Genomic DNA, 13327 nt, shown 5'->3' with positions numbered 1-13327 from the left:
GGCACGGCACCGCCGTCGCCGGTGCCGCATCGAAAGGCATCCACGCAGGCATCCGGCAACGTCCCGGATACGCCGGGTCGGTTGCGTACAAACAGATGAAAATCATTCCTGCCCGCGGCCCTGGACACCATGGCCGCAGCGGGGGCGCGTCACCTGCACGTCCAGCCCGTCGGACTGCCATTCTCCGATAGCATCGCCGCCTGGCTACCCGGGGCGCTGGCACACTGGCGACAGACACGGGCCCCGTCGAACGTCACGGTCACCCTCGGCGAGGACCAGTGTGCTGAGGAGGCGACGCTGGCGACAGTGCGGCGCCAGGCCGTAGATTCCGCACACACGGCCAAGTCCGTAAAGACGGTTCCACCGTCGCTCGGCAAGCCCGGGTGAGATCACGTGCCCGCCTTCGAGCATCACCTGCTGGTATGCACCGGACCGCGCTGCCATTTTCGCGACGCGCCCTCGCTGCGCGCGGAGTTCACCGACGCGTTGCGGGCGGCCGAGCTGTGGCAACGGTGTATCGTCTCCGAGACGAGCTGCCTAATCCCCTGCAACCGCGGCCCCATCGTCGCCCAGTATCCCCGTGGGCGGTGGTTCCAACTCCCCGACCGTGCCGCCGTGCGGCGCTTCGTCGACGCCGTGCTCCTGCGGGGCGAAGAAATGCCGGATCTCGTGGTACGAGACATCGGGGCGACAGCGCGGGTACCCCGCAAGTGCGGCCGAGACAGACGCTGATGCGGCACGGCCAGGAAATTGGAGAAGTGCGAGGTGGCGCGGATGGTATCATTGACGATCGAACGCCAACGCGACCGCAGCATGACCTTCTCGCGCAATGACAGGTACACGCGTTTCTGCGCCGCCCCCGACCGGCCATAGACCGCCTGGCGCGAGGACAGCGGCCCAATCCGTACTCAACGATGCGCCAGTGCCGGTGGTGGAACTGGATGCCAACGGCACACCGTGCTTCGTCAATCGGACCGCGCAACGGCTGATTGCGCGCACAGGCCTGGACGCCAGCGGGCTATTGCCCCCCACGCGCACCTCACTTCACCGCGAGGCCCTCGCCACCGGCGGCTGCGTGCGCGACGCCGCCCACCCCGTGGAAGGCCTGACCCTGACCTGGTCCTGCCAACCCCTGGAGCGCGACGGCCACACCTTGTGGTACGGCGACGAAGTGGCGCCGGGCGACGGCGCCCCCGGCGACGACGACCACATCCGCTACCGGCTGTTGGTGGATCACTCCACCGATGTTATCTCTCGCCACGGAAGAGACGGGCGCTTCCTGTTCGCATCGCCGGCCATCCGCAAGCTCCTCGGCTATACGCCGGAGGAGGTGATCGGCATCTCCGCCTACGACCTGTTCCACCCGGACGACCGTCGCGCCGTGTTCGACAAGGATCCACGGATATTCCATGACCACGGTTTCTATCTGCACCTCTACCGCATCCGCCACAAGGCCGGACATTATGTCTGGTTCGAGACCACCAGCGTCACCCACCGCGACGGCGGCACCGGCGAGCTCATCGACATCCTCTGCGTCTCCCGGGACGTCTCCCGGCGTGTAGCCACCGAGCGGGAGCGGGAACGGCTCGCCCGAGCGGTGGAGTCCACCACGGACTATGTGCTCTTCGTGGAGCTCGGCGAGCGCCTCGGCTCGGCCAACCGCGCGGCGCGCGGACGCTTCGGCACGGCTGCCACGGACGCGGGCGCACCGCTGGAAGGGCTCTACCGACCGGGCTCGCTGCGGCGCCTGCGCGAGGAGGTGCGCCCGGCGCTCGGCGCCCAGGGCAGCTGGCAAGGCGAGCTGGAGATGCAGGGCCCCGGCGGGGAGGCAGTGCCGGTGCTCACCGTGGCCCTGACCGACGACGACCCGGACGGCCCCGCCGGAAGGATGACACTGCTCAACCGGGACATCCGCGAGCGCAAGAACGCGGAGGCGCAGGCACAGAAACACCAACAGGAGATCGCCCACGCCAATCGCCTAGCGGCGACCGGGGAGTTGGCCTCGCAGGTCGCCCACGAACTCAATCAGCCGCTGGCGACGACGTCTAACTATGCCAGCGGCATGCTAAATGTCATCCGCGCCGCACCCGACCGCCCGTGCGGCGAACTGGCGGCACCGCTACAGAAGCTTCAGAGCCAGGTCCAGCGCATGAACGAGATCCTCAAGCGCATCCGCGCCTCCGTGCGCCGGGGCCACGTGCGGCGGACGTCCATGGACCTCGCCGCCGTCCTGGACCGGGCCCGGGCGCACTGCGAATGGCGTGCCGAGGCCGCGGGCGTCACCCTGCGACTGGACACGGCGGCGGACCTCCCCGCCGCCGACGCTGACCCGGTTCAGGTGGAGCAGGTGATCGTGAACCTGATCATGAACGCGGTGGAAGCCTGCGCGGAGATGGTCCCGGAGCGACGCCTGGTGGAAATAGCCGCCTGGGGCGAGGACACGACGAGCGTGGCGTTCGCCGTACGCGACCACGGCCCCGGCATTAGCCCCGGGCTGGACGGACGCATCTTCGAGACCTTCTTCACTACCAAGCGCGAAGGCCTGGGAATGGGCCTGTCGATCAGCGCCTCGATCATGGAGGCTCTCGGCGGCGAGCTACGCCTGGCCCCAGCCCCGGCGGACGGTGGCTGCCGCTTCGTGGGTACACTCTGCCGCCGCGATCGCCGTTGCAACGGAGACGCCACGAATGACGGATGAGCGCGCCCTCACCGTGGCCGTGGTCGACGACGACCCGGACTTCCGCGATTCCCTGCGTTGGCTGCTGAGCTCCGTGCACCTGCCGGTCACCGTCTACCCGGACGGGGAATCCCTGCTCGCCGAGCTCGGCCCGGAGATCGGCTGCATCCTGCTCGACGTGCGCATGCCCGGAATGAGCGGCATCCAGGTCCAGGAACGGCTCAACGCGCTCGGTGTCGACGCGGCGGTGCTCATCGTCACAGGCCACGGCGACGTGCCCATGGCCGTGCACGCCCTAAAGCACGGGGCGTTCGACTTCATCGAGAAACCGTTCAACGACCAGCAGCTCATCGACAGCGTCCAGCAGGCGCTGGAACACACCCGCCGGCGGCGCGCCCGGCACGACTACGCAGCCGCACTGCGGGCGCGTTTCGACGCCCTGCGGCCGAAGGAGCGCGACATCCTGCGCCTGGCCGCGCTCGGGTGCACCAACCGGCAGATCGGCGAGGCGCTGGGCGTCAGCGCCAAGACCGCCGAGATCTACCGATTGCGTGCCATGAAAGCGATGCAGGCCCGCGACCTGGCGCATTGGGTGAGGATGGCCGAGCGGCTGGAGATCCTCCCGCCGCTGGACAGCCCGGCCGGGGACGACGCCTCCGGCTGAGCGCGGCGGTCAGCCGCCCTCGGCGGGATACTCGCAGAAGCCCCGGCCGGTTTTGCGGCCGAGATGCCCCTCATCCATCAACCGGCGCAGCAGCGGGCAGGGCCGGTACTTGGCCTCGTCCAGGCCCTGCTGGAGGACCTCCATGATGGCCACCACCACATCGACGCCGATCATGTCCGCCAGCGCCAGCGGACCGATGGGGTGATTGGCCCCCAGGCGCATGGCCTCGTCCACCGCCTCCGCGGTGGCCACGCCCTCCTCGACCACGAACGCGGCTTCGTTGATCATCGGGATGAGGATGCGGTTGACGGCAAAGCCGGGGCTGTCGCCGATTCGCACCGGGGTCTTGCCCAGGTCCCGGGCCAGCGCCTCCACCGTCTCGACGACGTGGTCCGCGGTCTGCCGGGCGCGGATCACCTCCACCAGCGGCATCACCGGCACCGGGTTGAAGAAGTGCATCCCCACGACCCGCTCCGGGCGGCCGGTCACCTCCGCCAGCCGCGTGAGCGACAGCGAGGAGGTATTGGAGGCCAGGATCGCCTCCGGTGCCACGGTGTCGAGCTCGCGGAAGATGCCCTCCTTGAGCTCCGGGGACTCCGGCGCCGCCTCGACAATCACCGTTGCATCGGCCAGGTCCGCCATGCGGGTGGTGACGCTGAGTCGCGCGAGCGCGGCCTCGGCGGCGTCAGCCTCCAGCCGGCCCTTGTCGACGAGGCGGCGCAGGCCGCCGCCGATGGCCTCGCGGGCCTGCTCCAGTGCGGTCTCGGAGACATCGCAGATCACGACCTCGCGATCCGCGACCAGGGCGGTCTGGGCGATGCCCCGGCCCATGGTGCCCGCCCCCACGACGGCGATGCGCTGCGGCGTGTCAGTCATCGGCATCCTCCTCTGCCATTCCCCGTAGGACGTATTTCTGGACCTTGCCCGTGGCGGTCTTCGGCAGCTCCGAGAACACCACGTGCCTGGGAACCTTGAACCGCGCGAGGTGGGCACGGCAGTGCTCGATGATATCCGCCTCCGTGACCTCCTCGTGCCCCGGCTTCAGGGTCACGTACGCGCACGGGGTCTCGCCCCACTTTTCGTCGGGTTTCGCCACCACCGCCGCCTCGGCGACCGCCGGGTGGCGGAACAGGACATCCTCGAGCTCGATGGTCGAGATGTTCTCCCCCCCGGAGATGATGATGTCCTTGAGCCGGTCCTTCAGGTCGATGTAGCCGTCCGGGTGCCACACCGCCAGGTCGCCGGTGTGATACCAGCCGTCCGCGAACGCCTCACGGGTGGCCGCCTCGTTCTTGAGATAGCCCTTCATGATGTTGTTACCGCGCATCACGACCTCGCCCAGCGTCTGGCCATCCTTCGGGACCGGCGCGCCGGTCTGCTGGTCGATCACGCGCAGACCCTCGAGGACGTGGTAGCGCACGCCCTGGCGGGACTTGATCCGCGCGCGCTCGTCCAGCGGCAGCTCGTCCCACTCGTCGCGCCAGCCGCACACGGTCACCGGGCCGTAGGTCTCGGTGAGGCCATAGACATGGGTGACCTCGATGCCCAGGGACTCCACCCCCGCCAGGGTCGCCGCCGGCGGCGCGGCGCCCGCGGTCATCGCCCGCACGGTATGGCCGAACGTGCGGCGCTGCGACTCGGGCATGTTCACCAGGCCGTTGAGCACGATGGGGGCACCGCAGAAATGGGTGATGCCTTCCTCGTCGATCAGTGCCATGATCACCGCCGGGTCGACCTTGCGCAGGCACACGTGGGTGCCCGCCGCGGCGGTCACCGTCCACGGGAAGCACCAGCCGTTGCAGTGGAACATCGGCAGGGTCCACAGGTAGACGGGGTGGTGCGGCATGGCCCACACGCACATATTGCCCAGGGCATTCAGGTAGGCGCCGCGGTGGTGGTAGACCACGCCCTTGGGATTGCCGGTGGTGCCCGAGGTATAGTTGAGCGAGATGGCGTCCCACTCGGCCTCCGGCAGGCGGTAGGCGAACGCCGGGTCCCCCGCCTCCAGGAAGGCCTCGTAATCCGTACCGCCCAGGCGGCGCCCGCCAGGGCCCTCCGGATCGGCGACCTCCACCAGCACCGGCGGCTCGTCGAGCTGTGCCAGGGCCTGCTCGACGACGTCGGCGTACTCGGTATCGGCAATCAGCACCCGGGCCTCGCCGTGGCGCAGCATGTAGGCGATGGAATCGGCGTCCAGTCGGGTGTTCAGTGCATTGAGTACACCGCCGGTGAAGGGCACGCCGAAGTGCGCCTCGAGCATCGACGGGATATTGGGCAGCATCACCGCGACAGTGTCGCCGCGGCCGACGGCCCGCTGGCTCAGCGCCGAGGCGAGCCGGCAGCAACGCTCGTAGGTCTGGGCCCAGTTGCGGCGGGTAGCACCGTAAACCACCGCGGTGTAATCGGGATAGACGACGGCGTTACGCTCGATGAACGTCAGCGGCGACAGCGGCACGTAGTTCGCCCCGCACGCCGGCAGGCCCTGATCGAAGATATTCACGCTGGCTTGTTCCATTGCAAGCTCCCGGTTTAGCGTCTGATTCTCAGCCCATACGCAGCGGCGCCGCGGGCTGCTCTCCTCCTATGCGAAAATGGCTGCCGCACCACCTCCCGGTTATGTAGCCACGACTGTGATTCGTACTAATCCGATCGCAAACGCTCGAACAGCGCAGCGATGCCCTGACCGCCGCCGATGCACATGGTCACCACCGCGTAGCGCCCGCCGATGCGCTCCAGCTCGTGGATCGCCTTGACGGTGAGGATGGTCCCGGTGGCACCGATGGGGTGGCCGAGGGAAATACCGCTGCCGTTGGGGTTCACCCGCGCCGAGTCCAGTTCGAGGTCTCGCACCACCGCCAGCGCCTGGGCGGCGAAGGCCTCGTTGATCTCCCAGGTGTCCACATCGCCGGTGGCCACGCCGGCGCGCTCGAGCAGCTGGCGCACGGCGGGGACCGGACCGATGCCCATGTACCGCGGCTCCACTGCGGCGACCGTGCCGGCAACCAGCCGCGCCCGCGGATTCAGGCCCTGGCGCTCGGCAGCCTCGCGGGAAGCGAGTACCACCGCGGCGGCGCTGTCGTTGAGCGTGGAGGCGTTGCCGGCGGTGACGGTACCGCCGTCGCGCTTGAACACGGGCTTCATCGCGGCCATGCGCTCGACGTCAACGTCCCGGCGGGGCCCCTCGTCGGTGTCCACGGTGACCGTGCCCCTGCGCCCGCGGATCTCCACCGGAAGGATCTGCTCGCGGAAATGGCCGGCGTCGATGGCCGCGCTCGCCCGGCGGTGGCTCTCCGCGGCGAGGGCGTCCTGGTCCTCGCGGGGGATTCCCCACTTCTCGGCAACGTTTTCCGCGGTGATACCCATGTGACACTCGTCGAACGGGTCGGTGAGCGCGCCGACCATGGCATCGAGCATCTGCCCGTCGCCCATGCGCTGGCCCCAGCGGCCGGCGGGCAGCCAGTACGGTGCACGGCTCATGGCGTCGCCACCGCCGGCGACGGTGCAATCCGCCTCGCCGGTGCGGATGTAGTCGGCGGCGGTGAGGATGGCCTGCAGGCCGCTGCCGCACAGCCGGTTGAGGGTGAGAGCCGGGGTGGAGACGGGCAGGCCGCCGTTCACGGAGGCGACCCGGGCGAGGTACATATCCCGCGGCTCGGTGTGAATGACATTGCCGAAGACGGTATGCCCCACCGCCTCCGGCGACACTCCGGCACGGACGACTGCCTCGTGCACCACCGAGGCGGCGAGTTCGCCGAGGGGAACGTCTTTGAGCGCGCCGCCATAACTGCCGATCGGGGTGCGGACACCGTCGACAACGACTACTTCCTGCATATCGCCTCCAGAAATGTACCGCTCGTGTCTTCGAAAACCCGGCCAGCCCTACATGTTGGGGTAATTGGGTCCACCGCCACCTTCGGGGACGACCCAGTCGATGTTCTGGGTGGGGTCCTTGATGTCGCAGGTCTTGCAATGCACGCAGTTCTGCGCGTTGATCTGCAGGATCGAATTGCCCGAGTCGTCGTCGACGAACTCGTACACCCCAGCCGGGCAGTAGCGCGCCTCCGGGCCGGCGTAGCGCTCGAGGTTCACGCGCACAGGCACCCCTCCTTCTCGCAGCGTGAGATGGCAGGGCTGGCTCTCCTCGTGGTTGGTGTTGGAGATGAACACCGAGGAGAGGCGGTCGAAGGTGATCACCCCGTCTGGCTTGGGATAGTCGATGGGCGTGGCCTCGTCCTTCGGTTTGAGCTGCTCGTGGTCGGCGTGGTGGTGGAACGTCCACGGTGCCTTCCCCCGGAAGAGGTACGTGTCGATGGCGGAGTAGGCGATAGCCGGCCACAGCCCCCAGCGGAAGGCGGGGCGGATGTTGCGCGCGCGGTAGAGCTCGTCCCACAGCCAGCTCCGGCGCAGCTGCTCGGGATAGGCGCTGACTTCGGCACCGGCCTCCGCCGCCTCGCCGGTGAGCGCCTCGAAGACCGCCTCCGCGGCGGTCATGCCGGACTTCATGGCGGTGTGACTGCCCTTGATCCGGGGGGTGTTGAGAAAGCCCGCGGTGTCACCGATGAGCGCCCCGCCCGGGAAGGTCAGCCGCGGGATGGACTGGTAGCCGCCCTCGCTGATCGCACGTGCGCCGTAGCTGATGCGTCGCCCGCCCTCGAAGGTGGGACGGATCGCCGGGTGGGTCTTGAACCGCTGCATCTCCTCGAACGGCGAGAGATAGGGGTTGTCGTAGTCGAGCCCCACCACGAAGCCCACCGCGACCTGGTTGTCCTCGAGGTGGTAGAGAAAGCTCCCCCCGTAGGTTTTCGGGTCCATCGGCCAGCCCACGGTGTGGATGACCAGTCCCGGCTGGTGCTGCGCCGGATCCACCTCCCAGAGCTCCTTGATCCCGAGCCCGTAGGTCTGTGGATCGGCCCCGGCACGCAGGTCGAAGCGCTCGAAGAGGCGCTTGGTGAGCGAGCCGCGGCAGCCCTCGGCGAACAGCGTCTGGCGGGCATGCAGCTCCACGCCCGGCTCGTGGTTCGCCCCCGGCGTGCCGTCCGGGTTCAGCCCCATGTCACCGGTGGCCACGCCCTTGACCGAGCCGTCGTCGTGGTAGAGCACCTCGGCGGCGGCGAAGCCCGGGTAGATCTCAACGCCGAACGCTTCGGCCTGCTCGGCGAGCCAGCGGCAGAGATTGCCGAGGCTGATGATATAGTTGCCCTCGTTGGCCATCTGCGGCGGCGTGGGCAGCCGCCGGGCACTTCGCTCGCCGAGCAGCAGGAAGCGGTCCTCGGCGACCGTGGTGTGCAGCGGCGCGCCGCGATCGCGCCAGTCCGGAAGCAGCTCGTCGAGCGCGCGCGGGTCAAGCACCGCTCCGGAGAGGATGTGGGCGCCGATCTCGCTGCCCTTCTCCAGCACGCATACCGACAGCTCCTGCGCAGCCGCCGTGGCCTGCTGCATCAACCGGATCGACGCCGCCAGCCCCGAGGGGCCGCCACCGACGATCACCACGTCGTAGTCCATGCTCTCGCGTTCCATGCCCCTTTTCCTCAGAACTGCTCCTCAGCCAGGGACAGCGTGGCCCCGTCATCATCGGTCACACCATGACCGAGCGCATCCGCCCGCGGCAGGAAGTGACGCATGTAGAACGCCGCCGTGGCACGCTTGGCCTCGTAGAAGGGATGCTCGGCGGTGCCGGCCTCCAGGGCCCGGTCGGCGAGCACCGCCGCCCGGCCCATCTGCCAGCCACCGAGCACGAACCCCGCCTGCATGAGATAGGGGGTGGCGCCGGCCAGGGCCGCCTCGCCACCGTGCTCCAGGAGGTGCACGGTACTCCGCCGCAGGCCGTCCAGCGCGGCCCGCAGGGCCTTGCCCTCGACCGCCAGGGCATCACGCTCCGCCAGCGCCGCCGCATCCGCCTCGGCCTCGTCGAGCACCGCCGACAGGGTCTCGCCACCGTCGCGAAGGACCCGGCGCAGGGTGAAGTCCTGGGCCTGGATACCGGTGGTCCCCTCGTAGATGGTGGTGATACGGGCGTCACGCAGGTATTGCGCGGCCCCGGTCTCCTCGACGTAGCCCATGCCGCCGTGCACCTGCACACCCAGCGAGGTCAGCTCGTGGCCGAGTTCCGTCGCGGTGCCCTTGATCAGGGGCGTGAGCAGCGCCACCCGGCGCTCCGCCGCGGCGGCGTCACCGTTGTCCGGCGCACGCCGGGCGACGTCCATTTCCGCAGCGGCAAGCATACCCAGCGCCCGCATCGCCTCGGTGCCGGCACGCATGGTCATGAGCATCCGCCGCACGTCCGGGTGGTGGATGATGGCGGCCGGCCTGCTGCCGCCGGGGCGACGCCCCTGCACCCGCTCCCGGGCATAGTCCCTGGCCTGTTGATAGGCGCGCTCGCACACGCCAACTGCCTGGACGCCGACCTTGTGGCGGGCCTCGTTCATCATCGTGAACATCTGGTGGAGACCGCGCCCGGGCTCGCCGACCAGGTAGCCCACCGCCCCGCCGTCGTCGCCGAAGCTGAGCAGGCAGGTGGGGCTGGCATGGATGCCGAGCTTGTGCTCCAGCGCCACGCAGCGCACGTCGTTGCGCTCGCCGGGCCGGCCGGCGTCGTCGACGAAGCGGTGGGGCACCAGGAACATGGAGATGCCGCGGTTGCCCGCTTCGGCGTCCGGGGTGCGGGCGAGCACGAGATGGACGATGTTCTCCGTCATGTCGTGATCGCCCCAGGTGATGAACAGCTTCTGTCCGGTGATCCGGTAGTGATCGCCCTCCGGCACGGCGCGCGTGTTGATCGCGGAGAGGTCCGAACCGGCCTGGGGCTCGGTCAGATTCATCGTGCCCGGCCACTCGCCGCTGACCAGCGGCGCGAGAAATCGCTGCTTGAGGCTGTCACTGCCGTGGCGCTCCAGCGCCAGCACGGCCCCGGCAGTGAGCAGCGGACACAGCGCCAGCGCCATGTTCGCGCTATTCCACACTTCCTGGGTGGCGCAGGCGAGCAGCTCCGGCAGGCCCTGCCCACCCCAGTCGGGATCGGCGGCAATGCCGTTCCAGCCTCCTTCGACGAAGGCCTGGTAGGCCTCGCGGAATCCCGCCGGGGCGTGCACGCCGGTCTCGTCAAGCCGGCAACCCGCTTCGTCACCGCTGCGGTTGAGCGGTGACCAGACCTCGCCGGCGAGACGCGCCGCCTCCTCAAGCACGGCCTCGACGACGTCCGGCGTGGCCTCCTCCAGGCCCGGCAGGGCAGCCACCCGGTCCAGTCCGATGAGCTCTTCGATGACGAAGCGCAGTTCGCGCACGGGGGCAAAGTAGGCAGTCATGATTGTCTCGCTGTCCGGGCTGGCGGGTCACTGGCGCGTACGCAGGGCGTCGAGCAACTGCGGCACGGCCTCGAACAGATCGCCGACCAGGGCGTAGTCGGCAACCTGGAAGATGGGGGCCTCCTCGTCACGGTTGATCGCGGCGATCACCCGACTGTCCTTCATGCCGGCGAGGTGCTGGATGGCCCCGGAGATACCGACCGCGAGATAAAGCTCCGGGGCTACGATCTTGCCGGTCTGTCCCACTTGGCAGTCGTTGGCGATATAACCGGCGTCCACGGCAGCGCGGGAAGCGCCCACCGCCGCACCGAGCTCGGCGGCGAGCTCGCGAAGCATGTCGAAGGCCTCGGCGCCGCCGAGGCCACGCCCGCCGGAGATCACCACCCTGGCGTTAGCGAGATCCGGCCCGTCGCCGGCACTCAGCGACTCGTCGACGAAACGTGACAACGGCGGGTGATCCCCGGCGGACAGGCGCTCGCAGGGAGCTGCGGTATCCGCCTCCGCCACGGAGTCGAAGGCGCTGGTGCGCACCGTGACCACACGCACGACGTCTTCGCAACGCACCCGTGCCAGGGCATTGCCGGCATAGATGGGGCGGATAAAGGTACGCCCGTTCTCCACCGCGACGGCATCGGAGACCATCGCCACGTCCAGCAGCCCGGCCACCCGGGGCATCACGTCCTTGCCGGTACTCGTGCCCGCAGCGACGACGCCGTCGTAGCCGCCGTCGCGCACCAGCGTGGCGATACGCTCCGCCACGGGCTCGGCGAGGTCGTCAGCATAGGCGTCGTCCTCACAGAGGAGGACCTGGACAGCACCGTCCAGCCCCGCCGCGGCGTCGGCGACACCGACACAGCCGGGACCGCCGATGACCAGGACGTCGTAGCCCTCGCCGAGCTGCCGGGCGGCGGAGGCCGCGCGCCGGCTCGCCTCGCCGAGGGTGCGTCCGTCGTGCTCTGCGATCAGGAGGATACTCATGGTCAGATCACCTGTGCCTCGTCACGGAGCCGTGCAGCCAGCTCGGCAGCGTCGGCGACGCGCACGCCGGGCTCGCGCCCCGGCGGCTCGCTGACGCCAAGCAGCGTGAGCCCGGCGTCCCCGGCCACACCCAGGTCGGCGAGGGACATGGCCTCCAGGGGCTTGCGCTTGGCCTTCATGATGTCGGGGAGCTTTACGTAGCGGGGCTCATTGAGCCGCAGGTCGGCGGTCACCACCGCGGGCAGCCGGAGCGCGACCCGGCGCGTGCCGCCGTCCACCTCTCGCGCGACGATGACCTCGCCATCCGCCGGCTCGATGCCACAGGCAAAGGTGCCCTGGCCCCAGCCGAGCCGGCCCGCCAACATCTGCGCGGTCTGGTTGGAGTCGTCGTCGATGGCCTGCTTGCCCATGAGGATAAGGTCCGGCGTCTCCCGCACGGCCAGCTCGGCGAGGGCGCGGCTGACCGCCGGCGGCTGGAGCTCGGCGTCCGTGTCCACGTGGATGCCGCGATCGGCGCCCAGGGCGAGCGCGGTGCGGATCACGTCGGTGACGGCTTTTTCGCCGATGCTGACCACCACGACCTCGTCCGCCTGCCCGGCCTCGCGCAGCCGCACCGCGGCCTCGACGGCGATCTCGTCGAAGGGGTTCATGGACATCTTCACGCTGGCGGTATCGACCCCGGAACCATCGGGGCGGACACGCACGCGGACGTTGTGGTCGACGACGCGCTTGGCGGTGACCAAGACCTTCATGGCGACTCTCCCCCTCTGCGCGCTGCTTGCCTTGGGTGGGCTCACGCTATTCGCTATCAAATATAGTGTCAACACTGTATTTGATTAGGTAAATACTGTGGCGCAGGCGGGTACGGGATACGCGGCAGAGGCCGCGGACACCGTGCGCAGCCTGGGGGAATGGCTGCTCCGTGTCGGTACTAGTAAACTCCCGCCGACCATCCACCGGGAGCCGCCCATGAGCCTCGACGATCAATGGTTCTCCGAAGCATTCGAGAGCGAGGGTGTCGCCTTCTCGCTGCGAGTGCACCGCAAGCTCCTCGATGAGCGTACCCGCTATCAGCACATCCAGGTCTTCGAGACGAGCCACTGGGGCAACGTCCTCACCCTGGACGGCTGCGTGATGCTGACGACGCGGGACAACTTCCTCTACCACGAGATGATGGCCCACCCGGCGCTGTTCACCCACACCGATCCCCGGCGGGTGCTGATCGTCGGCGGCGGCGACTGCGGCACCCTGCGCGAGGTCCTGCGCCACCCCGGCGTGGAGCGCGCGGTGCTGGTGGACATCGACGAGGGCGTGACCCGGGCCTCCGAGCGCTTCTTCCCCGAGCTCACCGAGGCCAACGGCGATCCCCGCGCGGAGCTGCGCTTCACCGACGGTGTCGCCTACGTCCGCGACACGCCGGCGGACTCATTCGACGTGGTCATCATCGACAGCACGGATCCGGTGGGCTTCGCCGAGGGCCTGTTCGGCGCCCCTTTCCTGCGCGAGGTGCACCGCGTCCTCGACGACGGCGGGCTGGTAATGCAGCAGAGCGAGTCGCCGCTGTTCCACGCCGACACCCTCATCCGCGACCTCCACGGCGCACTCGCCGAGGCGGGCTTCGACCAGCGCGTGACCCTGCCCTTCCCGGTGCCGAGCTACCCCGGCGGCTGGTGGAGCGCCACCCTCGCCGGGCGCGGCACGCCGGTG

11 protein-coding genes are annotated in these 13327 nt (G+C 69.3%); 4 read left to right on the top strand and 7 right to left on the bottom strand.

Going from position 1 to position 13327, the window contains the following annotated elements:
• Nucleotides 1-129 precede the first annotated feature (129 nt).
• The 3 genes from G7A99_RS11830 (at nt 130) to G7A99_RS11820 (ending at nt 3341) form a co-directional block, all read left to right on the top strand.
• On the top strand, nt 130-387 hold the full coding sequence (locus tag G7A99_RS11830) for a hypothetical protein (RefSeq protein ID WP_156831294.1): 258 nt from the start codon (nt 130-132) through the stop codon (nt 385-387).
• A 535-nt stretch (nt 388-922) separates the two neighbouring features.
• A complete protein-coding gene (locus tag G7A99_RS11825; protein WP_018719665.1) occupies nt 923-2698 on the top strand; it encodes a PAS domain S-box protein in 1776 nt (591 codons plus the stop codon).
• The gene (locus G7A99_RS11820; RefSeq protein WP_018719666.1) at nt 2688-3341 is read left to right on the top strand and encodes a response regulator transcription factor; all 654 of its coding nucleotides are present in this window, start codon (nt 2688-2690) and stop codon (nt 3339-3341) included. Before G7A99_RS11825 ends, G7A99_RS11820 begins: the two co-directional genes overlap by 11 nt.
• A 9-nt stretch (nt 3342-3350) precedes the next feature.
• Here G7A99_RS11820 and G7A99_RS11815 read toward each other — a convergent pair whose 3' ends face one another.
• The 7 genes from G7A99_RS11815 to G7A99_RS11785 form a co-directional block, all read right to left on the bottom strand.
• Nucleotides 3351-4217 (bottom strand): 3-hydroxyacyl-CoA dehydrogenase family protein, encoded by an 867-nt coding sequence (locus G7A99_RS11815; RefSeq protein WP_163140392.1) that lies wholly within the window; start codon nt 4215-4217, stop codon nt 3351-3353.
• On the bottom strand, nt 4210-5856 hold the full coding sequence (locus G7A99_RS11810; RefSeq protein ID WP_205599826.1) for an acyl-CoA synthetase: 1647 nt from the start codon (nt 5854-5856) through the stop codon (nt 4210-4212). The genes G7A99_RS11815 and G7A99_RS11810 overlap by 8 nt, the downstream gene beginning before the upstream one ends.
• 125 nt (nt 5857-5981) lie before the next feature.
• Nucleotides 5982-7172 carry a beta-ketothiolase BktB gene (gene bktB / locus G7A99_RS11805; protein WP_163140390.1) on the bottom strand — a complete coding sequence of 397 codons (1191 nt, stop codon included), beginning with the start codon at nt 7170-7172 and terminating at the stop codon, nt 5982-5984.
• 48 nt (nt 7173-7220) lie between these two features.
• The gene (locus tag G7A99_RS11800) at nt 7221-8858 is read right to left on the bottom strand and encodes an electron transfer flavoprotein-ubiquinone oxidoreductase (RefSeq protein ID WP_163140388.1); all 1638 of its coding nucleotides are present in this window, start codon (nt 8856-8858) and stop codon (nt 7221-7223) included.
• Nucleotides 8859-8869: 11 nt separating this feature from the next.
• Complete coding sequence (locus tag G7A99_RS11795; protein ID WP_163140386.1) at nt 8870-10642, bottom strand: acyl-CoA dehydrogenase; 1773 nt, start codon at nt 10640-10642, stop codon at nt 8870-8872.
• 27 nt (nt 10643-10669) lie between these two features.
• Complete coding sequence (locus G7A99_RS11790) at nt 10670-11620, bottom strand: electron transfer flavoprotein subunit alpha/FixB family protein (RefSeq protein ID WP_018719672.1); 951 nt, start codon at nt 11618-11620, stop codon at nt 10670-10672.
• Nucleotides 11621-11622: 2 nt separating this feature from the next.
• Nucleotides 11623-12372: an electron transfer flavoprotein subunit beta/FixA family protein gene (locus tag G7A99_RS11785; protein ID WP_018719673.1), complete on the bottom strand. Its 750-nt coding sequence runs from the start codon at nt 12370-12372 to the stop codon at nt 11623-11625.
• 97 nt (nt 12373-12469) lie between these two features.
• Between G7A99_RS11785 and speE the strand changes: the two genes are divergently transcribed.
• The coding region (gene speE / locus G7A99_RS11780; protein ID WP_240466254.1) for a polyamine aminopropyltransferase at nt 12470-13327 on the top strand (858 nt) is incomplete at its 3' end.

The sequence above is a fragment of the Arhodomonas sp. KWT genome (assembly GCF_010993615.1).
Note: the sequence above shows the minus strand (reverse complement) of the source record. Positions and strands in the feature narration are given on the sequence as shown.

Excerpts from the sequence above, each read along its gene's own strand:
- G7A99_RS11830 (WP_156831294.1), top strand. The coding sequence starts at position 130 with ATGGCCGCAGCGGGGGCGCGTCACCTGCACGTCCAGCCCGTCGGACTG.
- G7A99_RS11820 (WP_018719666.1), top strand. The coding sequence starts at position 2,688 with ATGACGGATGAGCGCGCCCTCACCGTGGCCGTGGTCGACGACGACCCG.
- G7A99_RS11815 (WP_163140392.1), bottom strand. The coding sequence starts at position 4,217 with ATGACTGACACGCCGCAGCGCATCGCCGTCGTGGGGGCGGGCACCATG.
- G7A99_RS11810 (WP_205599826.1), bottom strand. The coding sequence starts at position 5,856 with ATGGAACAAGCCAGCGTGAATATCTTCGATCAGGGCCTGCCGGCGTGC.
- bktB (WP_163140390.1), bottom strand. The coding sequence starts at position 7,172 with ATGCAGGAAGTAGTCGTTGTCGACGGTGTCCGCACCCCGATCGGCAGT.
- G7A99_RS11800 (WP_163140388.1), bottom strand. The coding sequence starts at position 8,858 with ATGGAACGCGAGAGCATGGACTACGACGTGGTGATCGTCGGTGGCGGC.
- G7A99_RS11795 (WP_163140386.1), bottom strand. The coding sequence starts at position 10,642 with ATGACTGCCTACTTTGCCCCCGTGCGCGAACTGCGCTTCGTCATCGAA.
- G7A99_RS11790 (WP_018719672.1), bottom strand. The coding sequence starts at position 11,620 with ATGAGTATCCTCCTGATCGCAGAGCACGACGGACGCACCCTCGGCGAG.
- G7A99_RS11785 (WP_018719673.1), bottom strand. The coding sequence starts at position 12,372 with ATGAAGGTCTTGGTCACCGCCAAGCGCGTCGTCGACCACAACGTCCGC.